Raw genomic sequence first — 20,656 nt, forward strand, 5'->3', positions numbered from 1 at the left:
GCGCCATCAAGGTTGATGGGGGGTATGTGGCACGAAGATGTGTTGCCTGGTAGTCAGCTTTCGCGAGCAGGCTCGCTCCCACAGGTTCAGCGTGTAGACACCGGTTTGTGATCGACACCGATCCCCTGTGGGAGCGAGCCTGCTCGCGAAGACGTCAGCAGCGATAGCGCTTTATTCAGTGTTTGTTACTGCGGCAACTCCAGATTATCCATCACCCGATTCACCGCCAGTTCCCCCAGCATGATCAACTGAGCAATCCCCAACAGCGTCCTGCGCTGCGACGCCGGTATCAGATGAGCAAAGTCATGGGCGATGGTTCTGGCTGAAGCGAGTGTTTCGCTGGCATCGGCTAGCAGTTCCTCGTTTTTGAAGTCTGCGGTAACGGCGTACATCCGGCGGGTTTTACGTGGCGGTGGGGTCGAGCCGGGTGGACAGAGATAGTGATCGAGGGCGCGCTCGGCGGCGTCGTTGAGTTTTTTTGAATCGAGGGATTCGTAGGGGGAGGTGGGGTCGGTTTCGGGCGGGTTGGGTGTTGGTTTGATCATGGTGAAGCTCCTAGAGTCAATGAAGCCGATACCTTTCGCTGCGATACGAAAAGGAGGTGGCAGCTATACGCGGGTCGCAGACCGGGACTCTAGAACCGGCAGACCCGAAGGTCTCCCACGTACAGCCGCCATAAAAAGCGGGTGTTGTGCGTCCAGAGATCGACGGGCTGCGAGACCCGATCGCTGATTCGTCAGCGACCGGACCACGATAGAACCCGACCCCAAGGTGCACAAGCCGGCGGATTCTGGCTTGGCTGTAGGCAATGGCGCAAGGATTTGTAGCCTTGAGACCGTGTCTGCAGGTGTCTTTTAAACAGCTTCGTTTAAATCTAAGAATTGCGCCGGACCTGATGGCCTCTTCGCGAGCAGGCTCGCTCCCACAGGGATCTTCAGTGGTTGCAGGTTTTGTGCCCGACACGGACCAAATGTGGGAGCGGGCTTGCTCGCGAAGGGGCCGGCCCGGTCAGCAGAAAATCTTCAATCAAATACCTCTGTATCAATGAATGGCAAAAGTTGGAAAGCTTCTTGCAGTAGCCGCCCTGCGCCCGTTCTGGGCGTCAAAAGTTTGCTTTAAAGGAACGGGGAAAACCGGTGGATCGCACTCAGTTATTCAATACAGCACGCACCAACGTTGCCGATCTCAGTCGAGGCAATCTGGGCGTGCCGTTGCTGCTGCTGGTCATGCTGGCGATGATGATGTTGCCGGTGCCGCCGTTCCTGCTCGACGTCTTCTTTACCTTCAACATTGCCCTGTCGATCGTCGTCCTGCTGGTCTGCGTGTATGCGCTGCGGCCGCTGGATTTCGCCGTGTTCCCTACCATTCTGCTGGTGGCGACGCTGTTGCGGCTGGCCTTGAACGTGGCCTCGACGCGAGTGGTCATGCTCCACGGTCAGGATGGCCACGCCGCCGCCGGTAAGGTGATTCAGGCCTTCGGTGAGGTGGTGATCGGCGGTAACTACGTGGTCGGTATCGTGGTCTTCGCGATCCTCATGATCATCAACTTTGTCGTGGTGACCAAGGGTGCCGGGCGGATTTCCGAGGTGAGCGCGCGTTTCACCCTCGATGCGATGCCCGGCAAACAAATGGCGATCGACGCCGACCTCAACGCCGGCCTGATCGATCAAGCCCAGGCCAAGGCGCGCCGCCAGGAAGTCGCGCAAGAGGCCGAGTTCTACGGTTCGATGGACGGTGCCAGCAAGTTCGTCCGCGGTGACGCCATCGCCGGTCTGCTGATTCTGTTCATCAACCTCATCGGCGGCATGGCCGTCGGTATCTTCCAGCACGGCATGAGCTTCGGCGATGCCGGCAAGGTTTACGCTTTGTTGACTATCGGTGACGGTTTGGTGGCGCAATTGCCATCACTGTTGTTATCGACAGCGGCGGCGATCATGGTGACCCGTGCCTCCGGCTCGGAAGACATGGGCAAACAGATCAACCGCCAGATGTTCGCCTCGCCGAAAGCGCTGGCCGTGGCGGCTGGTTTGATGGCGGTGATGGGCCTGGTGCCGGGCATGCCGCACTTCTCCTTCCTGAGCATGGCGGCGCTGGCTGCGGGCGGCGCGTACCTGTTCTGGAAGAAGCAGAACGTCGCCAAGGTCGTGGCGCTGGAAGAGGTCAAGCGTCAGCAGGAACTGCTGCCGTCGCCGGCACGGGCCATGGAAACCAAAGAGCTGGGCTGGGACGACGTCACGCCGATCGACATGATCGGCCTCGAAGTCGGCTATCGCCTGATTCCGCTGGTGGACCGCAATCAGGGTGGGCAATTGCTCGCGCGGATCAAGGGCGTGCGCAAGAAGCTCTCGCAGGATCTGGGCTTCCTGATGCCGACCGTGCACATCCGCGACAACCTCGATCTGGCGCCGAGCGCGTATCGCCTGACCCTGATGGGGGTGATTCTGGCCGAGGCCGAAATCTACCCGGATCGCGAACTGGCGATCAACCCGGGCCAGGTCTACGGCTCGCTCAACGGAATCAACGCCAAAGATCCGGCTTTTGGCCTGGAGGCGGTGTGGATCGAAATCAGCCAGCGCGCCCAGGCGCAATCGCTCGGCTATACCGTGGTCGACGCCAGCACCGTGGTTGCCACGCACTTGAACCAGATTCTCTACAAGCACTCCAGTGAGCTGATCGGCCACGAGGAAGTGCAGCAACTCATGCAATTGCTGGCCAAGAGCTCGCCGAAACTGGCGGAAGAGCTGGTGCCGGGTGTGGTTTCGTTGTCGCAGTTGCTCAAGGTCCTGCAAGCGCTGCTCGCCGAGCACGTGCCGGTGCGTGACATTCGCAGCATCGCCGAAGCGATCGCGAACAACGCCGCCAAGAGTCAAGATACCGCCGCTCTGGTCGCGGCTGTGCGGGTCGGCGTATCCCGCGCAATCGTCCAAAGCATTGTAGGCACTGAGTCCGAGCTGCCTGTGATCACATTGGAACCAAGGTTGGAACAGATATTGCTCAATAGTCTGCAGAAGGCAGGACAAGGCTCGGAAGAGGGCGTTCTGCTGGAGCCGAGCATGGCCGAGAAGCTGCAACGTTCGTTGATCGAAGCGGCCCAGCGGCAGGAAATGCAAGGCCAACCGGTGATCCTGCTGGTAGCAGGCCCGATTCGCGCGATGCTCTCGCGCTTTGGCCGCCTCGCAGTCCCAGGGCTGCACGTGCTGGCCTACCAGGAAGTACCGGACAACAAGCAAGTGACCATCGTTGCGACAGTAGGGCCCAACGGCTGAGGTAGTGGTTTATGCAAGTTAAGCGTTTTTTCGCCGCCGATATGCGTCAGGCCATGAAGCTGGTTCGCGATGAGCTGGGCGCTGATGCCGCCATCATCGGCAACCGCCGCATTGCCGGCGGCGTCGAGTTGACGGCGGCTCTGGATTACAAATTGTCGGCGCTGGCGCCACGGGTTCCGAACATGGAACTCGAAGACGAGCTGCGCAAGACCCAGTCGCGCATCGTCACCGCCCAGGCCGAACTGAGCCTGCGTGGCGAAGCCGACGGCAACACCAATCAGCAGTTGTTCGCCGGGCTGCCATTGACCGCAGGCCTGCCGCTGACCGCTGCCGAGCCGCTGAGCGAGCCGACCTATGCTGCACCGACGCGTCCGGCCGCAGCACCTGCGCAAGCTTCGGCGGGTGTCGATCCGCGTGCGCTGGATTCGATGCGTTTTGAATTGAACAGCCTGCGCGAGCTGATGGAAGTGCAGCTCGGCACCCTGGCCTGGAATCAGCTGCAAGGCAGCCGTCCGGCCCAGGCCAATCTGTATCGCCGTCTGCAGCGCATTGGCCTGTCCGGCCCGCTGTCGCGCGATCTGCTGGCACTGATCACCGATATCGAAGAACCCCGTCAGGCCTGGCGCATGCTGCTGGCGCACCTGGCGCGGATGATCGCCGTACCGGAAGTCGAGCCGCTGGAAGAGGGCGGTGTGATTGCCATGGTCGGCCCCGCCGGCATGGGCAAGACCACCACGCTGGCCAAGCTCGCTGCGCGTTATGTGCTCAAGTACGGCGCGCAGAATGTTGCGCTGGTCAGTATGGACAGCTTCCGCATCGGCGCGCAGGAACAATTGAAAACCCTCGGGCGCATCCTCAACGTGCCGGTAACGCACGTCGATCCGGGTCAGTCGCTGGTGCAGGCATTGGATCCACTGCTACGCAAACGCGTGGTTTTGATCGATACTGCCGGCCTGCAAGCCAGTGATCCGGCGTTGCGCATGCAGCTTGAGAGCCTGGCCGGGCGTGGCATTCGCTCGAAAAATTATCTGGTCCTGGCAACCACCAGCCAGAAACAGGTTCTAACCGCCGCTTATCACAGTTACAAGCGTTGCGGGCTGGCCGGCTGCATCCTGACTAAACTGGATGAAACGGCCAGTCTCGGCGAAGTGTTGAGCCTGGCGATCAGTCATGAATTGCCGGTCGCGTACCTGACCGATGGCCCACGGATTCCGGATGATTTGCATCTGCCGCGTCGTCATCAGCTGGTCAGCCGCGCCGTCAGCGTGCAAATGCAGGAAGAACCCAGCGAAGAAGCCATGGCTGACATGTTCGCTGATATCTATCACAGCCCGACCAAGCAGGTTGGCTGAGGTAATCATGAACAGTTTTTGTACCTACATCGATGGTCTGCCACGCATTGTTCCGATCAGGAACGCGCAGCCAGTAATGTGGCCTCCGTCTATGCAAGACAAGGTAAAGAAATAACATGGGCAGCATGCATCCCGTACAGGTGATCGCGGTGACCGGCGGCAAAGGTGGCGTCGGCAAGACTAACGTGTCAGTGAACTTGTCGCTGGCGCTGGCAGAGCTTGGCCGTCGGGTCATGCTGCTGGACGCCGACCTCGGCCTGGCGAACGTCGACGTTCTGCTGGGGCTGACACCCAAGCGCACACTGGCCGACGTCATCGAAGGCCGTTGCGAACTGCGCGACGTGCTGTTGCAGGGCCCGGGCGGGATTCGCATCGTGCCGGCGGCCTCCGGCACGCAGAGCATGGTGCACCTGAGTCCTGCGCAGCACGCCGGCCTGATCCAGGCGTTCAGCGACATCGGCGACAATCTCGACGTGCTGGTGATCGACACCGCTGCGGGCATTGGTGACTCGGTAGTCAGTTTCGTGCGCGCCGCCCAGGAAGTCTTGCTGGTGGTCTGCGACGAGCCGACTTCGATCACCGACGCTTACGCGCTGATCAAGTTGCTCAATCGCGACTACGGCATGAACCGCTTCCGCGTGCTGGCCAACATGGCGCAGAGCCCGCAGGAAGGGCGCAACCTGTTCGCCAAGTTGACCAAGGTCACGGATCGCTTTCTCGACGTCGCCCTACAATACGTCGGCGCCGTGCCGTACGACGAAAGCGTGCGCAAGGCAGTGCAGAAGCAGCGCGCCGTCTACGAAGCCTTTCCCCGTTCCAAGTGCGCGCTGGCCTTCAAGGCCATCGCCCAGAAGGTCGACACCTGGCCGCTGCCGGCCAACCCGCGCGGGCATCTGGAATTTTTCGTCGAGCGTCTCGTGCAGCAAACCGCAGGGCCTGTGATATGACCGCCAGTGGCATGAATCTTTATAAAAAGTCGGCGCGTGACGCGCAATACGAATTGATCGAGCGCTACGCGCCACTGGTCAAGCGCATTGCCTATCACTTGCTGGCACGCCTGCCGGCCAGCGTGCAGGTCGAAGACCTGATCCAGGCCGGGATGATCGGTTTGCTCGAAGTCTCGACCAAATACGACGCCAGCAAAGGCGCCAGTTTCGAAACGTACGCGGGCATTCGAATCCGCGGCGCGATGCTCGATGAAGTGCGCAAAGGGGACTGGGCGCCACGCTCGGTTCACCGTAATACCAGGATGGTCAGCGACGCGATTCGCTCGATTGAAGCTAAAACCGGCCGTGACGCTAAAGATCACGAGGTTGCGGCCGAACTCCAATTGAGTCTCGACGATTACTACGGGATTCTGAATGACACCTTGGGCAGCCGCCTGTTCAGTTTCGACGACCTGTTGCAGGACGGCGAACACGAAGGGCTGCACGAGGATGGCGCGAGTGCTCATATGGAGCCGTCACGCGATCTGGAAGATGAACGCTTCCAGTCGGCGCTGGCGGACGCGATTGCCAATTTGCCGGAGCGTGAGCGACTGGTGTTGGCGCTGTACTACGACGAAGAGCTGAACCTCAAGGAAATCGGTGAAGTCCTTGGCGTCAGTGAATCGCGGGTCAGCCAGTTACACAGCCAGTGCGCGGCCCGTCTGCGGGGGCGTTTGGGGGAGTGGCGAGCGCGCTGAAGGCAGTGTGGGGACACTGCGAAACGAGGCTGGTGCGGTGATGAACGGCGCCGGTCTCGATCCGTTGTGCTCCAGACAAACTTCGAGTGCTATGCCGATTGATTGAAGTGGCGCGTCCAGGTGCTGGGCGCGTTTAAGACTGCTTGGAGGTCGAATTGAACAAAGACATGAAAATCCTCATCGTTGATGACTTCTCAACGATGCGGCGGATCATCAAGAACCTGCTGCGCGATCTTGGGTTCACCAACACCGTCGAGGCCGACGATGGCGTCACCGCCATTCCGGTGCTCAACAGCGGCAGCATCGACTTTCTGGTAACGGACTGGAACATGCCGGGCATGACCGGTATCGACCTGCTGCGTCACGTGCGCGCCGATGAAAAACTCAAGCACCTCCCGGTGTTGATGGTGACTGCTGAAGCCAAGCGCGAGCAGATCATCGAGGCCGCTCAGGCCGGTGTGAACGGTTACGTAGTCAAACCTTTCACGGCTCAAGCGTTGAAAGACAAAATCGAGAAGATTTTCGAACGCATCGGCTGATGAATGCGCGGGGGAGCTATGGAGCATAACGAATCATCACAGGGCGATTTCGAATCGACCCTGAAAAAACACGCAGTCGAACTGGTCGAGAGCCTTGAAAAAGGCAAGTTCGGCGACGCGGTGCAACTGATCCATGAGCTCAATCAGACCCGTGACCGCGGCCTGTATCAGGAAGTGGGCAAGCTCACACGTGAACTGCACAGTGCGATCGTCAATTTCCAGATCGATCCGCACATGCCGCAGGCTGAGGAAGTGTCGCAAATCACCGACGCCACCGAACGCCTGGGCTATGTGGTCAAGCTGACGGAAGCCGCGGCCAACCGCACCATGGATCTGGTGGAAAGCGCCACGCCGGTGGTCAACAGTCTCGCTGATGAAGCGCAGACCTTGAGCGCCGATTGGGGCCGCTTCATGCGTCGCGAGGTCGGGGCTGAAGAGTTCCGCGAACTGGCGCGCCGGGTCGACGGTTTTCTGTCACGCAGCAGCACGGACAACCGTGCGGTGTCGAGCAACCTCAACGACATCCTGCTGGCTCAGGATTACCAGGACCTCACAGGTCAAGTGATCAAGCGTGTGACCCAACTGGTCACCGAAGTCGAAAGCAATCTGCTCAAACTCGTGCTCATGGCCAGTCAGGTCGACCGCTTTGCGGGCATCGAACATGACCGCGCCGCAATGCTTGCTGAAAAAGATCCACAAAAACATCTCTCGCAGGGTGAAGGTCCGCAGATTCATGCCGATAAACGAGAAGACGTTGTGTCCGGTCAGGACGATGTGGACGATTTGTTATCCAGCCTTGGATTCTAGAGTTTCGGAATTCGGGTTTTTTGGGTTTTTAGACCTGTAGGAGCACCCCATTAATGAGCTTCGGCGCCGATGAAGAGATCCTTCAGGATTTCCTGGTTGAGGCCGGCGAGATTCTTGAGCAACTGTCCGAACAACTGGTCGAGCTGGAAAGCCGCCCGGATGATGCAGATCTGCTCAATGCAATTTTTCGCGGTTTCCACACTGTAAAAGGGGGCGCCGGCTTCCTTCAGCTCAATGAGCTGGTGGAGTGCTGTCACATCGCCGAAAACGTGTTCGACATCCTGCGCAAGGGTGAGCGTCGCGTTGATGCAGAACTGATGGACGTGGTGCTCGAAGCACTGGACGCGGTGAACAGCATGTTCAGCGAAGTCCGTGAACGTGCACCGATCACCGCCGCGACGCCGGAACTGCTGGCCGCGCTGGCGCGTCTGGCCGAGCCGCAATCGGCGGATGAAGCCGTGGCCGCACCGGTAGAAGTGGTGGAAGAGCCGGTCGCCGAAAGCGCATCGGACGACATTACCGATAACGAATTCGAACAACTGCTGGACTCGCTGAATGCCGTCAAGGCTCAGGCCGAGGCCCCGGCCGCTGTTGTTGCTCCGGCGCAGGTTGCCGACACGGCCGCCAGCGATGAAATCACCGACGCCGAATTTGAATCGCTGCTCGATCAACTGCACGGCAAAGGCCAGTTCGCTGTCGATGCGGTCGCTCCGGCGCCCGCAGCAGCGGCTCCGGCCGCACCTGCTGCGGGCGACAGCTCGGACATCACCGACGACGAATTCGAAGCCTTGCTCGATCAGTTGCACGGCAAGGGCAACTTCGCCGTTGACGCGCTGGAATCGGCCATTGCTTCGGCGCCGGCAGCCCCTGCTGCACCGGCAGCCGCTGCGGCCGGCAGCGACCTGATCAGCGATCACGAATTCGAATCGCTGCTCGACGAATTGCACGGCAAAGGCAAGTTTGACGCCAGCGCTGCGACTGGCGGCTCTGCCTCGAGCGTCGCCACGCCAGCGGCGAAAGCTCCGGCTACCGCTGCTGCGCCGAAACCTGCGGCCAAGCCTGAGCCGAAAGCCGAGGCACCGAAACCGGCCGCCGCTGCTGCACCGGCTGCGGCTCGCGCTCCTGCGACACCGCCCGCGGAGAAACCGGCCAGCGAAGCGGAAACCACCGTACGCGTCGACACCGCGCGGCTCGACGAGATCATGAACATGGTCGGCGAGCTGGTGCTGGTGCGTAACCGTCTGGTGCGCCTGGGCCTCAACAGCGGCGACGAAGCCATGTCCAAGGCCGTGTCGAACCTCGACGTGGTCACCGCTGACCTGCAGACCGCCGTGATGAAGACGCGGATGCAGCCGATCAAGAAGGTCTTCGGGCGCTTCCCGCGTCTGGTTCGCGACCTTGCACGTCAGCTCAAGAAAGAGATCAACCTGGAACTGGTGGGTGAAGAAACCGACCTCGACAAAAACCTTGTCGAGGCTCTGGCCGACCCGCTGGTCCACTTGGTGCGCAACGCCGTCGACCACGGCATCGAGTCGCCGGAAGAACGCGAAGCATCGGGCAAGGCCCGTGGCGGTCGCGTGGTGCTGGCGGCCGAGCAGGAAGGCGACCATATCCTGCTGTCGATCTCCGACGACGGCAAAGGCATGGACCCGAACGTGCTGCGCGCCATTGCGGTAAAACGCGGCGTGATGGACAAGGACGCGGCCGATCGCCTGAGCGATACCGAGTGCTACAACCTGATCTTCGCCCCGGGTTTCTCGACCAAGACCGAGATCTCCGACGTGTCCGGCCGTGGTGTCGGCATGGACGTGGTGAAGACCAAGATTTCCCAGCTCAACGGTTCGATCAACATCTACTCGACCAAGGGCCAGGGCTCGAAGATCGTCATCAAGGTGCCGCTGACCCTGGCGATCATGCCGACGCTGATGGTCATGCTTGGCAATCAGGCGTTCGCGTTCCCGCTGGTCAACGTCAACGAAATCTTCCACCTCGACCTGTCGACCACCAACGTCGTCGACGGTCAGGAAGTGGTGATCGTGCGCGACAAAGCGCTGCCATTGTTCTACCTCAAGCGCTGGCTGGTCAGCTCCGCCGCTCACGAAGAGCAGCGCGAAGGCCATGTAGTGATTCTTTCGGTGGGCACTCAGCGGATCGGCTTCGTCGTCGATCAACTGGTCGGCCAGGAAGAAGTGGTCATCAAGCCATTGGGCAAAATGCTTCAGGGAACTCCGGGCATGTCCGGCGCCACCATCACCGGTGACGGCCGCATTGCGCTGATTCTCGATGTTCCAAGCATGCTCAAGCGTTACGCCACGAAGCGTATTTGAATCCGGGGCGGCGGCGCGATGACGCGCTGCTGCACCTAATGGAGTGTTTATGGCAGTCAAAGTCCTGGTGGTGGACGATTCGGGGTTTTTCCGCCGCCGCGTCTCGGAAATTCTTTCGTCGGATCCGAGCATCCAGGTGGTCGGCACGGCCACCAACGGTAAAGAGGCGATCGATCAGGCCATGGCCCTCAAGCCTGACGTGATCACCATGGACTACGAGATGCCGATGATGGACGGCATCACGGCGGTGCGGCACATCATGCAGCGCTGCCCGACCCCGGTGTTGATGTTCTCCTCGCTGACTCACGAAGGCGCACGGGTAACCCTCGATGCGCTGGACGCCGGTGCGGTGGATTTCCTGCCGAAGAATTTCGAAGACATCTCGCGCAACCCCGAGAAGGTCAAGCAACTGCTGTGCGAGAAAGTCCACAGCATCTCGCGCAGTAACCGTCGTTTCAGTGCCTACAGCGCGCCGGCTCCCGCCGCTGCGCCAGCGCCGACGCCTGCTCCGGCAGCGTCGAGCTACGGCAGCCACACGAGCCACAGCAGCGCTGTCCCGGCACGTCCGGCGCCAACGCCTGCCCGTGCCTCCGCTGCCAGCGCTTCGTCGCCAGCACCGAAACGCAAAGCCTACAAACTGGTGGCCATCGGCACATCGACTGGCGGCCCGGTTGCGCTGCAACGTGTACTGACGCAATTGCCGGCGAACTTCCCGGCGCCGATTGTGCTGATCCAGCACATGCCGGCGGCGTTCACCAAAGCGTTTGCCGAACGTCTCGACAAACTCTGCCGCATCAGCGTCAAGGAAGCCGAGGATGGCGACATCCTGCGTCCGGGCTTGGCGCTGCTGGCGCCGGGTGGCAAGCAGATGATGATCGACGGCCGTGGCGCGGTGAAGATTTTGCCGGGTGACGAACGTCTGAATTACAAGCCGTGCGTGGACATCACGTTCGGTTCGGCGGCGAAATCCTACGGCGACAAAGTTCTGGCAGTCGTGCTGACCGGCATGGGCGCCGACGGCCGCGAGGGCGCGCGTCTGCTCAAGCAGGGCGGCAGTTCGGTGTGGGCGCAGGACGAAGCAAGCTGCGTGATCTACGGCATGCCGATGGCCATCGTCAAAGCCGATCTGGCTGATGCGGTGTACGGTCTGGACGACATCGGCAAGCACATCGTCGAGGCGTGTATCTGATGGATGTTCTCAGCCTTATCGGCCTCATCATGGCGTTCGTCGCCATCATCGGCGGCAACTACCTTGAAGGCGGCCACCTCGGCGCGCTGGCCAACGGCCCGGCAGCGCTGATCGTGCTGGGCGGCACGGTCGGTGCTGCGCTGCTGCAATCGCCGATGAGTGCGTTCAAGCGCGCCATGCAGATTCTCGCGTGGATCTTCTTTCCGCCGCGTGTCGACCTCGCCGGTGGCATCGACCGCGTGGTCAATTGGAGCCTGACGGCGCGCAAGGAAGGCCTGCTCGGCCTCGAAGGCGTGGCCGACGCCGAACCCGACAGCTATTCGCGCAAGGGCCTGCAACTGCTGGTCGACGGCGCCGAGCCGGAAGCCATTCGCAGCATTCTCGAAGTGGATTTCTACACTCAGGAATCCCGCGATATCGAAGCGGCCAAAGTGTTCGAAAGCATGGGCGGCTACGCGCCGACCATTGGCATCATCGGTGCGGTGATGGGCCTGATTCACGTGATGGGCAACCTCGCTGATCCGTCGCAACTGGGTAACGGCATTGCCGTGGCGTTCGTCGCGACCATCTATGGCGTGGCCAGTGCCAACCTGATCCTTTTACCGGTCGCGGCCAAGCTCAAGTCCATCGCGTTGCGGCAGTCGCGTTATCGCGAGATGTTGCTGGAAGGAATCCTGTCGATCGCCGAAGGTGAAAACCCTCGTTCCATTGAGTTGAAGCTGCAAGGCTTCATGGACTAAGGGAATAACCTCATGGCTCGTCGTCGCCACCAGGAAGAACACGTCAATCACGAGCGCTGGCTCGTGTCCTACGCGGATTTCATCACTTTGCTGTTCGCGTTTTTCGTGGTGATGTACTCGATCTCGTCGATCAATGAAGGCAAATACAAAGTCATTTCCGAAGCGCTGATCGGCGTGTTTACTGACTCCGACCGCTCGCTCAAACCGATTCCGATCGGCGACGAACGACCGAAAACCGTGACCCCGGCCAAGCCGCTGGTCAAGGATGCCGAGCAGGTCGACGCCGGTATATCCGGTGCCAGCGATCCGCTGAAGAGCATCGCCGATGACATCAGCGCCGCGTTCGGTGACTTGATCAGCTCCAATCAGATGACCGTGCGCGGTAACGAGTTGTGGGTCGAAATCGAACTCAATTCCAGCCTGTTGTTTGGCAGTGGCGACGCCATGCCGAGCGACATCGCGTTCAACATCATCGACAAGGTCGCGGCGATCCTCAAACCGTTCGACAACCCGATCCACGTCGAAGGTTTCACCGACGATCAACCGATCCGCACCGCGCAGTACCCGACCAACTGGGAACTGTCCTCGGCGCGCTCGGCGAGCATCGTGCGCATGCTCGCCATGCAAGGCGTGAATCCTGGGCGACTGGCGTCGGTGGGCTACGGCGAATTCCAGCCAGTGGCCAACAACGCCACGGTCGAAGGCCGGGCGAAGAACCGTCGTGTGGTGCTGGTGGTGTCGCGCAATCTTGATGTGCGCCGCAGCCTGACGGGCACCGGAACCGCCAATGCGCAACCGGACGCGGCGTTGAAGCGCGCTGGCACACAAACTGCACCGACCCCGGTCAAGACGCCGGGACGCGAGAGTGCCGTCAATTCTCCGTCGCCCGCATTAACACGCTGAAGCATGTCTCGGTCAATCAATCTGGCCGGGAGGAACGAACTGAATGAGAGTCTGGGCAGTCGCCAATCAAAAGGGTGGTGTCGGTAAAACCACATCCTCCATCGCTCTAGCCGGGTTGCTGGCCGAGGCGGGCAAGCGCGTGGTTGTGGTCGATCTCGACCCGCACGGCTCGATGACCAGCTATTTCGGCTATGACCCCGACAGCCTGGAACACAGCAACTACGACCTGTTTCTGCACAAGGGCAGCGTGCCGCAAGGCCTGCCGGGGCAGCTGCTGTTGTCGACCAGCGACGAACGCATTTCCCTGCTGCCATCGAGCACCGCACTGGCCACCCTTGAGCGGCAGTCGCCGGGGCAGAGTGGCTTGGGTCTGGTGATCGCCAAGAGTCTGGCGCAACTGTGGCAGGACTTCGATTACGCGATCATCGACAGCCCGCCGTTGCTCGGCGTGCTGATGGTCAACGCCCTCGCGGCGAGCCAGCAATTGGTGATCCCGGTGCAGACCGAGCACTTGGCCGTGAAAGGTCTGGAGCGCATGGTCAACACCCTGGCGATGATCAATCGCTCGCGCAAACAGCCGTTGCCGTTCAGCATCGTGCCGACCCTGTTCGACCGCCGCACGCAGGCGTCGATGGGCACCTTGCGCGTGCTGCGTGACAAATTCCCCGAAGACATCTGGCACGGCTACATCCCGGTCGATACTCGTCTGCGCGACGCCAGCCGAGCGGGCGTCACGCCTTCGCAATTCGACGGCAAGAGCCGTGGCGTGCTGGCCTACCGCGCGCTGCTCAAGCACCTGCTCGCGCAGCAACTTGTTCCGCAGGTGGCCTGAGATGATTTCGATCTGCTTGCCCGAACCCTGTGGGAGCGAGCCTGCTCGCGAAGCAGACAACGCGGTTTCCCTGTCAGGCGCTGATCACCGATGAACCGCCCAGTGAAACTCACGTCACGTCCGCAACGGGCCTTGCAGTCCTATCTGGAAGACCTGCTGCTCGACCTGCCCGAGGACTTGCCGCCGTCGGTCGAAGCGCTGCCGCCAATCGTCGAACCGGCGCAGCCTGAAGCGGTGGAAAGCACCGAGGCCATGGACGAGTTCCAGGCCGCCGTGCTGGAAGAGCAGGCCCGCGACGCGCAGAAATCTACCGGCCCGGTCGCCGCGCCCGCTGTTGCCCCCGTGGCCAAAGCACCAGTCGCGCTGATTGATGAACCGCGCGCGCCGCTGTCGACCTTGGCGCCGCTGCTGCAAACACAATTATTGACCGTGCCGGAACCCGAACCGGAGCCAGAACCCGCGCCGCAGATTGCTGAGCCGCAGGTGCTGGTTCCGCCGCTGGTCGAGGTGCACCTGCCGCCGAACAACCCGCCGCCACCGGTCGAGCCCGATGGCCGTCCGGCCTGGGCTGCCGAAGCCTTCGAATGCTTGCTGTTCGATGTCGCCGGGCTGACCCTGGCGGTGCCGCTGGTGTGCCTCGGCTCGATCTATTCGCTGGCCGGCCACGAGCTGACGCCGCTGTTTGGTCAGCCGGAGTGGTTCCTCGGGATTCTGCCGAGCCAGGCCGGAAATCTGAAAGTTTTGGACACGGCGCGTTGGGTCATGCCGGATCGTTACCGCGATGACTTCCGGCAGGGCCTGCAGTACGTGATTTCGGTGCAAGGTTACGAGTGGGGGCTGGCGGTGCATCAGGTCAGCCGCTCGTTGCGCCTGGACCCGAATGAAATCAAATGGAGAAGTCACCGGGGTCAGCGGCCATGGCTCGCCGGCACCGTGATCGAGCACATGTGTGCATTGCTTGACGTGTCCGCGCTGGCCGAGTTGATCGCCAGCGGCGGGGCAAAGCATTTGAGCGGCAACAAGCCGCTACATAAACCGACATAGCAGCCGACATAACAATCAGGCGATGGCATTTTTCAACGCCACCACACAGAACACACACCGCCCAGGGCGGTTTTTTCGAGGGGTCAGGGTATGAGTAGTCAGGCGTCGAATGCAAAAGGTTCTGAAGATCCGATCCTGCAATGGGTGACCTTCAAACTGGATAACGAAACCTACGGCATCAACGTGATGCGCGTGCAGGAAGTGCTGCGCTACACCGAGATCGCCCCGGTGCCGGGTGCACCGAGCTACGTGCTGGGCATCATCAACCTGCGCGGTAACGTGGTCACCGTGATCGACACCCGTCAGCGCTTCGGCCTGCACAGCGGCGAGATCAGCGACAACACCCGTATCGTCATCATCGAAGCCGACAAGCAAGTCGTCGGCATCATGGTCGACAGCGTTGCCGAAGTGGTTTACCTGCGTCAGTCGGAAATCGAAACCGCACCAAACGTCGGTAACGAAGAATCGGCCAAGTTCATTCAGGGCGTGTGCAACAAGAACAACGAGCTGCTGATTCTGGTCGAGCTGGACAAGATGATGAGCGAAGAAGAATGGTCGGAACTGGAGAGCATCTGATTTGATTCTCGAGGTTGCGGTAATTGTTCTGTTCCTGTTCTGGGCCGGCACGCTGGCGATGTTCGTCTCGTACATCAAGGCGCAGCGAGTAATCGCTGCACAGCAGGCCCAGGGTGATGCGCTGCGTGATCAGCGCATCAAGGAGCTGGCCAAACGCGTCGACGACTACCAGAACGGCAACGTGCGCATGGGCGAAGCCCTGCACGAATTGCGCGCGGTGGTGAGCCCGTTGCCGGACAAGATCGTTGCACTGGAACAACGCGACCCGTCGAGCCTGTCATTCGCCCAGGCGGCGAAACTGGTAGGCATGGGCGCCAGCGTCGATGAACTGACTCAGTCGTGCGGCTTGACCCAGGCTGAGGCGGAGTTGATGCGCAAGTTGCACAAGGGCAGCTAGAAGCTTCAAGCTTTCAGCGGCAAGCAAGATCAAAAGCGCTATTCGCGAGCAGGCTCGCTCCCACATTTGATCACGGTCGAATGTGGGAGCGAGCCTGCTCGCGAAGGCGTCTTTGAAACCTCAATAGTCATCCCCGCGTGCGGTGATGTCCTTCTCGACCATCGGCGCGTTCGGGTCCTGTCCCTCGGGGAATTTGCCCTTCAGATTCCACGCAAACGCGATGATCTCGGCGATGGTGCGATAGAGCTCTTCGGGGATGCTGTCGCCCAGTTCCATCCGCGCGAGCAGGCGCACCAGTTCGGCGTTTTCGTAGATCGGCACTTCGTAATCGCGGGCGATGCGCAGGATTTCTTCGGCCAGTTCATCGTCGCCCTTGGCGGTGAGGGTCGGGGCGTGGTTGCCGTCGTATTTGAGGGCGATGGCCTGGCGTGGGGCAGTGGAATCGTTCATGCGGTTTCGTCGACCCAGCGATGTTCGAGGCGGGTTTGGTTGCCTTGCGGCGGCGTGCCGTGGTGGCAGTCGAGGTCGCCGACGTTGAGCCCGGAATCGAGCAAACGCTGACGTAATGCGAACAGATTGTTTTCAATCAGATCAGCCGTGTACGGCCGCTCGGCCCACAGCTGGCTGGACAAGCTGCCGGCGATCAATTGCGCCTGAATTTGCATGGGCCCGAGCGGTTCCAGATCGAAGGCCAGGTCGACGCGCCACAGTTGCTGTTTGGCTTCGCGCTCATCGCGGCGTTCGTGCGGCTGCGGTTCGCGCTCCGGCGCTTCTTCACGCTGGAATTTGACCTGCAACGGCACGATGTCCTGCAGGTTGCGCATGGGGATTTCCAGCTGCCAGGTGCTGAGCAGGCGGCCATCGTCGGTGACGCCGGTCTGTTCCAGACTCGACAATTGATGGCTCTGCAGACGCGACACTGCGGCGGCGGCAAGACGCAGCAGCTGTTCGAGATCGCCTTCGCCTTCAAGATTCGCCAGCAGCCGTTCAGGTAGCGGGAAGCTGCTCGGCACCGGTTTGGCACTGACCTGGCCGAGGGTGCCGAGGGCGTTCCGCACGAAACTCGGCAAGGCTTGTGCCAGCGTGTTGGCGGCGATGATCGCGTTGAAATTGGTGTTGCTCGGCAGTCCCGGCGTCAGTTGTGCGATCAGCTTGAGCAGGTCTGCCTTCATGTCCGGGGCGAGGCTCGGGTTTTGTCCGCCGAGCAATTTTGCCTCGAGGAACGCGCCGCTATTCGCCAAGGCCAGCGCCACGCCTTTGGCTGTGCTCATTTGCTGCACGTCCGGCAGGCTCGCGAGTAGCTTGTCGACCACTGCGCGCAGATCGGCCGAGGTCTGATCGCTGGCCGGCGGCAGGTTTTGCAGCACTTTCAGCAAGCCATCCAGCGAGCCCTGGCGACTTTGCTGGCCGAGCAATTGCTGACTGACCGCCAGTTGCTCCTGACGGCTGCTCAGCGGCACGAATTTGAGGGTTTGCGCGTCCTGCACCTGCGCCGACAACAAGGTGCCGATGCGCAGCGGTTGCGGGCTGTCGACGCTCAAAGTGCTGCCGCTCAAGGCGGTATTGAGCAAAGTGACCATCGAGCGAAATACCGCCGCTTGCCCCGGCGTCTGCGGCAGGGCTTGCGAGGTCACGACTTTGCCTTGCAGCAGGGTGCCGGCGGGCAATTGCGCGGTATCGATGCGGGTCAGGGTAGCGACGCTGCTGGCGATTGCTTGCTGTACGGTGATCGCCAGATTGCCGGCCGACGGCTGAGTGATCGCCAGATTGGTGCCCTGTGCCAACGGTAGATTGCTGCTGGCCTGCACGGTGGTCTGACGGCCGCTGTCGAGGGTGACTTTCAACAGCAATTCAAAGGTCTGATCGGCCTGCTTGAGCGACAACACCTCGGCCTTGGCGCTTTGCCCGGCACCGATCAAACCCTCGACCGGCGTCAGCAGCTTGAGCAGCTCACCCATTTGCGGGCGAGCGCTCGCCGGCACGGTCGGAGGGAGCGGGAGGATGTTCATTTCGCCTGTCATACGCGGACACAACCTGAGGAAATTGCACTCTTGAGAGTAAGGCACGGCATGTATAATGCCGCGCGTCGTGCGCTTCGTTCAAAAAACCTGGCAATTGTTTGATCCAGCTCGTCAGATCGAGCGATCAAAGCATCTATGCTGCCTCTCTTTAACGGCCGTTCCAGAGCCGACTTGAACCGTATAAGGCCCGTGATCCCTTGACCAGTCCTGTCCTGCAAACCATTGCCCTGGCGTGTGAACGCGATCTGCGGCTGCTTTTCGAAAACCTCGAATTGCGCCTGGCCAGTGGCGACATGGTGCAGATCAGCGGCCCCAACGGCAGCGGCAAGACCAGTCTTTTACGTCTGCTCGCCGGTTTGATGCAACCCACCGATGGCCAGGTGCTGCTCAATGGTCAACCACTGACCGAGCAACGCGGCGAACTGGCGCGCAATCTGTTGTGGATCGGCCACGCCGCCGGGATCAAGGATCTGCTCACCCCCGAAGAAAACCTGTCGTGGCTCTGCGCCCTGCATCATCCCGCCGAACGCGAGGCGATCTGGCAGGCGCTGGCAGCGGTAGGATTGCGCGGTTTCGAAGACGTTCCCTGCCACAGCCTCTCCGCCGGCCAACAGCGCCGTGTGGCGCTAGCGCGGTTGTATCTGGACAGCCCGCCGTTGTGGATTCTCGACGAACCTTTCACCGCGCTGGACAAGCAGGGCGTTGCGCAACTGGAAGCGCATCTGGCCGGCCACTGCGAACGCGGCGGTCTGGTGGTGCTGACCACCCACCACACCCTGAGCCGTATGCCGGCCGGTTATCGCGACATCGATCTGGGGAAATGGGCGGTATGAGTGTCTTCGGCCTGCTGCTTGCCCGTGAATCCCGACTGCTGTTTCGCCGCCCGGCGGAGCTGGCCAATCCGCTGATTTTCTTCGCCATCGTCATTGCCCTTTTCCCGCTGGCCGTCGGCCCGGAAACTCAAGTCTTGCAAAACCTGTCCCCGGGGTTAGTCTGGGTGGCGGCGTTGTTGTCGGTCCTGCTGTCGCTGGACGGATTGTTTCGCAGTGACTTTGAAGACGGCTCGCTGGAACAGTGGGTCCTTTCGTCGCATCCGCTGCCGCTTCTGGTCCTGGCCAAGGTGCTGGCACACTGGCTGTTCTCCGGTCTGGCACTGGTGTTGCTGTCGCCGTTGCTGGCGTTGATGCTCGGTTTGCCGGCTGCGTGTCTGCCGGTGCTGCTGCTGTCGTTGCTGCTCGGCACGCCAGTGTTGAGCCTGCTCGGTGCAGTCGGCGCGGCGCTGACGGTCGGTCTGAAGCGCGGCGGCCTGTTGCTGGCGCTGCTGATTCTGCCGTTGTACATCCCGGTGTTGATCCTTGGCAGCGGCGCATTGCAAGCGGCGCTGCAGGGCATGCCGGCGACGGGATACCTGTTGTGGATGGCCAGCCTCACAGCACTGGCGATCACCCTGACACCCTTTGCAATAGCCGCTGGCCTGAAGATCAGCGTCGGCGAATAATAATGAGGCCTGGTCAAAAAATTGACCACTTCTATCAGAAGAAAGGCATGACCCTCTGCCAGCTCGCGATGATGAGCGGCAACCGTGATGGAAACAGTATGAACTGGACCTGGTTTCACAAGCTCGGCTCGCCCAAGTGGTTCTATGGCATCAGCGGCAAGTTCCTGCCGTGGTTGAGCATCGCAGCGTTGCTGCTGATCGGCATTGGTGTGGTCTGGGGCCTGGCGTTCGCGCCGCCGGATTACCAGCAAGGCAACAGTTTTCGCATCATTTATATCCACGTACCTGCGGCGATGCTCGCTCAATCGATCTACGTGATGCTCGCGGTGTGCGGCGTGGTCGGGCTGGTGTGGAAGATGAAACTCGCCGACGTGGCTCTGCAATGCGCCGCACCGATCGGTGCGTGGATGACCGCCGTGGCGCTGGTCACCGGGGCCATCTGGGGCAAACCGACCTGGGGCTCGTGGTGGGTTTGGGATGCACGCCTGACTTCGATGCTGATTCTGCTGTTTCTGTATTTCGGCGTGATCGCGCTGGGCAATGCCATCAGCAATCGTGACAGTGCCGCCAAGGCCTGCGCGGTGCTGGCCATTGTTGGCGTGATCAACATTCCGATCATCAAATACTCGGTGGAGTGGTGGAACACCCTGCACCAGGGCGCGACGTTCACACTTACGGAAAAACCGGCAATGCCGGCGGAGATGTGGCTGCCGCTGCTGCTGACAGTGCTGGGTTTCTACTGCTTTTTCGGCGCTGTGCTGTTGCTGCGCATGCGCCTTGAAGTGCTCAAGCGCGAAGCCCGCGCCAGTTGGGTGAAAGCCGAAGTGCAGCAGAATCTGGAGGCGGCGCGATGAGTTTTGCTTCATTCGGCGATTTTCTCGCCATGGGCCATCACGGCCTGTATGTCTGGTCGGCCTATGGCATCTGCCTGGCGGTGCTGGCCCTCAACGTAGTGGCGCCGATTGCGGCGCGCAAGCGTTATCTGCAACAAGAGGCGCGTCGTCTGCGCCGGGAGAACGGCCAGTGAATGCGCTGCGCAAAAAACGTCTGATCATCATTCTGGCGATTCTGGTCGGAGTGGGCGCTGCTGTCGGCCTGGCCCTGAGCGCACTGCAGGAAAACATCAATCTGTTTTACACACCGACGCAGATCGCCAACGGCGAAGCGCCGCAGGACACGCGCATCCGCGCCGGCGGCATGGTCGAGGCGGGTTCGCTGCAGCGCTCCAAGGACTCGCTGGACGTCAAATTCGTCGTCACCGATTTCAACAAATCCGTGACCATCGCCTATCGCGGCATCCTCCCGGATCTGTTCCGCGAAGGGCAGGGCATCGTCGCCCTCGGCAAGCTCAATGCCGATGGCGTGGTGGTCGCTGATGAAGTGCTGGCCAAGCACGACGAGAAGTACATGCCGCCGGAAGTGACCAAAGCGCTGAAGGACAGCGGTCAATCCGCACCGACGCCTGTGAAGGAGGGTTGATC

Annotated in this window: 22 protein-coding genes; 19 read left to right on the plus strand and 3 right to left on the minus strand. The window is 61.1% G+C overall.

Going from position 1 to position 20,656, the window contains the following annotated elements:
* Nucleotides 1–185: 185 nt before the first annotated feature.
* A complete protein-coding gene (locus ACZ0AZ_RS16865; protein ID WP_463570759.1) occupies nt 186–545 on the minus strand; it encodes a DUF6124 family protein in 360 nt (119 codons plus the stop codon).
* Between the two features lie 591 nt (nt 546–1,136).
* On the opposite strand from ACZ0AZ_RS16865, the gene flhA reads away from it, so the two are divergent.
* The 14 genes from flhA to ACZ0AZ_RS16935 all read left to right on the plus strand — a co-directional run bounded on the left by flhA (nt 1,137) and on the right by ACZ0AZ_RS16935 (nt 15,656).
* The gene (gene flhA / locus ACZ0AZ_RS16870; RefSeq protein ID WP_463537768.1) at nt 1,137–3,266 is read left to right on the plus strand and encodes a flagellar biosynthesis protein FlhA; all 2,130 of its coding nucleotides are present in this window, start codon (nt 1,137–1,139) and stop codon (nt 3,264–3,266) included.
* Nucleotides 3,267–3,277: 11 nt separating this feature from the next.
* Nucleotides 3,278–4,618, plus strand: a complete 1,341-nt coding sequence (gene flhF / locus ACZ0AZ_RS16875; protein ID WP_415763314.1) for a flagellar biosynthesis protein FlhF — start codon at nt 3,278–3,280, stop codon at nt 4,616–4,618.
* Nucleotides 4,619–4,734: 116 nt separating this feature from the next.
* Nucleotides 4,735–5,565, plus strand: coding sequence for a flagellar synthesis regulator FleN (fleN, locus tag ACZ0AZ_RS16880; protein ID WP_016771060.1), 831 nt, complete (start codon nt 4,735–4,737; stop codon nt 5,563–5,565).
* Nucleotides 5,562–6,302 (plus strand): RNA polymerase sigma factor FliA, encoded by a 741-nt coding sequence (gene fliA, locus ACZ0AZ_RS16885; RefSeq protein WP_039763595.1) that lies wholly within the window; start codon nt 5,562–5,564, stop codon nt 6,300–6,302. Before fleN ends, fliA begins: the two co-directional genes overlap by 4 nt.
* A gap of 167 nt (nt 6,303–6,469) precedes the next feature.
* A complete protein-coding gene (locus tag ACZ0AZ_RS16890) occupies nt 6,470–6,841 on the plus strand; it encodes a chemotaxis response regulator CheY (RefSeq protein ID WP_161986607.1) in 372 nt (123 codons plus the stop codon).
* 18 nt (nt 6,842–6,859) lie between these two features.
* Nucleotides 6,860–7,648, plus strand: coding sequence for a protein phosphatase CheZ (locus tag ACZ0AZ_RS16895; protein ID WP_016771058.1), 789 nt, complete (start codon nt 6,860–6,862; stop codon nt 7,646–7,648).
* 53 nt (nt 7,649–7,701) lie between these two features.
* The gene (locus tag ACZ0AZ_RS16900; RefSeq protein ID WP_129999041.1) at nt 7,702–9,975 is read left to right on the plus strand and encodes a chemotaxis protein CheA; all 2,274 of its coding nucleotides are present in this window, start codon (nt 7,702–7,704) and stop codon (nt 9,973–9,975) included.
* 49 nt (nt 9,976–10,024) lie between these two features.
* Nucleotides 10,025–11,164 (plus strand): protein-glutamate methylesterase/protein-glutamine glutaminase, encoded by a 1,140-nt coding sequence (locus ACZ0AZ_RS16905; RefSeq protein ID WP_463537769.1) that lies wholly within the window; start codon nt 10,025–10,027, stop codon nt 11,162–11,164.
* Nucleotides 11,164–11,904, plus strand: coding sequence for a flagellar motor protein (locus tag ACZ0AZ_RS16910; RefSeq protein ID WP_039763601.1), 741 nt, complete (start codon nt 11,164–11,166; stop codon nt 11,902–11,904). The genes ACZ0AZ_RS16905 and ACZ0AZ_RS16910 overlap by 1 nt, the downstream gene beginning before the upstream one ends.
* Nucleotides 11,905–11,916: 12 nt before the next feature.
* Entirely contained in the window at nt 11,917–12,807 is an 891-nt protein-coding gene (gene motD, locus ACZ0AZ_RS16915; RefSeq protein WP_016771054.1) for a flagellar motor protein MotD, read from the plus strand.
* A gap of 43 nt (nt 12,808–12,850) precedes the next feature.
* Nucleotides 12,851–13,639: a ParA family protein gene (locus ACZ0AZ_RS16920; protein WP_039763606.1), complete on the plus strand. Its 789-nt coding sequence runs from the start codon at nt 12,851–12,853 to the stop codon at nt 13,637–13,639.
* Between the two features lie 90 nt (nt 13,640–13,729).
* Nucleotides 13,730–14,683, plus strand: coding sequence for a CheW domain-containing protein (locus tag ACZ0AZ_RS16925; RefSeq protein ID WP_129999044.1), 954 nt, complete (start codon nt 13,730–13,732; stop codon nt 14,681–14,683).
* 90 nt (nt 14,684–14,773) lie between these two features.
* Entirely contained in the window at nt 14,774–15,259 is a 486-nt protein-coding gene (locus tag ACZ0AZ_RS16930) for a chemotaxis protein CheW (protein WP_016771050.1), read from the plus strand.
* A gap of 1 nt (nt 15,260) precedes the next feature.
* Complete coding sequence (locus tag ACZ0AZ_RS16935; RefSeq protein ID WP_016771049.1) at nt 15,261–15,656, plus strand: DUF2802 domain-containing protein; 396 nt, start codon at nt 15,261–15,263, stop codon at nt 15,654–15,656.
* Nucleotides 15,657–15,776: 120 nt separating this feature from the next.
* On the opposite strand, the gene ACZ0AZ_RS16940 is transcribed toward ACZ0AZ_RS16935, so the two are convergent.
* Nucleotides 15,777–16,106: an EscU/YscU/HrcU family type III secretion system export apparatus switch protein gene (locus tag ACZ0AZ_RS16940; protein ID WP_039763610.1), complete on the minus strand. Its 330-nt coding sequence runs from the start codon at nt 16,104–16,106 to the stop codon at nt 15,777–15,779.
* Nucleotides 16,103–17,677 (minus strand): flagellar hook-length control protein FliK, encoded by a 1,575-nt coding sequence (gene fliK / locus ACZ0AZ_RS16945; protein ID WP_415763311.1) that lies wholly within the window; start codon nt 17,675–17,677, stop codon nt 16,103–16,105. Before fliK ends, ACZ0AZ_RS16940 begins: the two co-directional genes overlap by 4 nt.
* A 197-nt stretch (nt 17,678–17,874) precedes the next feature.
* Here fliK and ccmA point away from each other — a divergent pair, with 197 nt between their 5' ends.
* The 5 genes from ccmA (at nt 17,875) to ccmE (ending at nt 20,654) form a co-directional block, all read left to right on the plus strand.
* Entirely contained in the window at nt 17,875–18,510 is a 636-nt protein-coding gene (ccmA, locus tag ACZ0AZ_RS16950; RefSeq protein ID WP_463537770.1) for a cytochrome c biogenesis heme-transporting ATPase CcmA, read from the plus strand.
* Nucleotides 18,507–19,175 carry a heme exporter protein CcmB gene (gene ccmB, locus ACZ0AZ_RS16955; protein WP_039763615.1) on the plus strand — a complete coding sequence of 223 codons (669 nt, stop codon included), beginning with the start codon at nt 18,507–18,509 and terminating at the stop codon, nt 19,173–19,175. Before ccmA ends, ccmB begins: the two co-directional genes overlap by 4 nt.
* Before the next feature lie 98 nt (nt 19,176–19,273).
* A complete protein-coding gene (locus ACZ0AZ_RS16960; RefSeq protein ID WP_129999047.1) occupies nt 19,274–20,029 on the plus strand; it encodes a heme ABC transporter permease in 756 nt (251 codons plus the stop codon).
* A complete protein-coding gene (gene ccmD, locus ACZ0AZ_RS16965) occupies nt 20,026–20,202 on the plus strand; it encodes a heme exporter protein CcmD (protein ID WP_039763617.1) in 177 nt (58 codons plus the stop codon). Before ACZ0AZ_RS16960 ends, ccmD begins: the two co-directional genes overlap by 4 nt.
* Nucleotides 20,199–20,654 carry a cytochrome c maturation protein CcmE gene (gene ccmE, locus ACZ0AZ_RS16970; RefSeq protein ID WP_016771044.1) on the plus strand — a complete coding sequence of 152 codons (456 nt, stop codon included), beginning with the start codon at nt 20,199–20,201 and terminating at the stop codon, nt 20,652–20,654. Before ccmD ends, ccmE begins: the two co-directional genes overlap by 4 nt.
* The last annotated feature ends 2 nt before the right edge of the window (nt 20,655–20,656 follow it).

It is taken from the genome of Pseudomonas sp. AC239, assembly GCF_979258545.1.

What these genes read in the sequence shown, in the direction of transcription:
- ACZ0AZ_RS16865 (WP_463570759.1), bottom strand. Translation starts at nt 545, where the DNA reads ATGATCAAACCAACACCCAACCCGCCCGAAACCGACCCCACCTCCCCC.
- flhF (WP_415763314.1), top strand. Translation starts at nt 3,278, where the DNA reads ATGCAAGTTAAGCGTTTTTTCGCCGCCGATATGCGTCAGGCCATGAAG.
- fleN (WP_016771060.1), top strand. Translation starts at nt 4,735, where the DNA reads ATGGGCAGCATGCATCCCGTACAGGTGATCGCGGTGACCGGCGGCAAA.
- fliA (WP_039763595.1), top strand. Translation starts at nt 5,562, where the DNA reads ATGACCGCCAGTGGCATGAATCTTTATAAAAAGTCGGCGCGTGACGCG.
- ACZ0AZ_RS16890 (WP_161986607.1), top strand. Translation starts at nt 6,470, where the DNA reads ATGAAAATCCTCATCGTTGATGACTTCTCAACGATGCGGCGGATCATC.
- ACZ0AZ_RS16895 (WP_016771058.1), top strand. Translation starts at nt 6,860, where the DNA reads ATGGAGCATAACGAATCATCACAGGGCGATTTCGAATCGACCCTGAAA.
- ACZ0AZ_RS16900 (WP_129999041.1), top strand. Translation starts at nt 7,702, where the DNA reads ATGAGCTTCGGCGCCGATGAAGAGATCCTTCAGGATTTCCTGGTTGAG.
- ACZ0AZ_RS16905 (WP_463537769.1), top strand. Translation starts at nt 10,025, where the DNA reads ATGGCAGTCAAAGTCCTGGTGGTGGACGATTCGGGGTTTTTCCGCCGC.
- ACZ0AZ_RS16910 (WP_039763601.1), top strand. Translation starts at nt 11,164, where the DNA reads ATGGATGTTCTCAGCCTTATCGGCCTCATCATGGCGTTCGTCGCCATC.
- motD (WP_016771054.1), top strand. Translation starts at nt 11,917, where the DNA reads ATGGCTCGTCGTCGCCACCAGGAAGAACACGTCAATCACGAGCGCTGG.
- ACZ0AZ_RS16920 (WP_039763606.1), top strand. Translation starts at nt 12,851, where the DNA reads ATGAGAGTCTGGGCAGTCGCCAATCAAAAGGGTGGTGTCGGTAAAACC.
- ACZ0AZ_RS16925 (WP_129999044.1), top strand. Translation starts at nt 13,730, where the DNA reads ATGAACCGCCCAGTGAAACTCACGTCACGTCCGCAACGGGCCTTGCAG.
- ACZ0AZ_RS16930 (WP_016771050.1), top strand. Translation starts at nt 14,774, where the DNA reads ATGAGTAGTCAGGCGTCGAATGCAAAAGGTTCTGAAGATCCGATCCTG.
- ACZ0AZ_RS16940 (WP_039763610.1), bottom strand. Translation starts at nt 16,106, where the DNA reads ATGAACGATTCCACTGCCCCACGCCAGGCCATCGCCCTCAAATACGAC.
- fliK (WP_415763311.1), bottom strand. Translation starts at nt 17,677, where the DNA reads ATGACAGGCGAAATGAACATCCTCCCGCTCCCTCCGACCGTGCCGGCG.
- ccmB (WP_039763615.1), top strand. Translation starts at nt 18,507, where the DNA reads ATGAGTGTCTTCGGCCTGCTGCTTGCCCGTGAATCCCGACTGCTGTTT.
- ACZ0AZ_RS16960 (WP_129999047.1), top strand. Translation starts at nt 19,274, where the DNA reads ATGAACTGGACCTGGTTTCACAAGCTCGGCTCGCCCAAGTGGTTCTAT.
- ccmD (WP_039763617.1), top strand. Translation starts at nt 20,026, where the DNA reads ATGAGTTTTGCTTCATTCGGCGATTTTCTCGCCATGGGCCATCACGGC.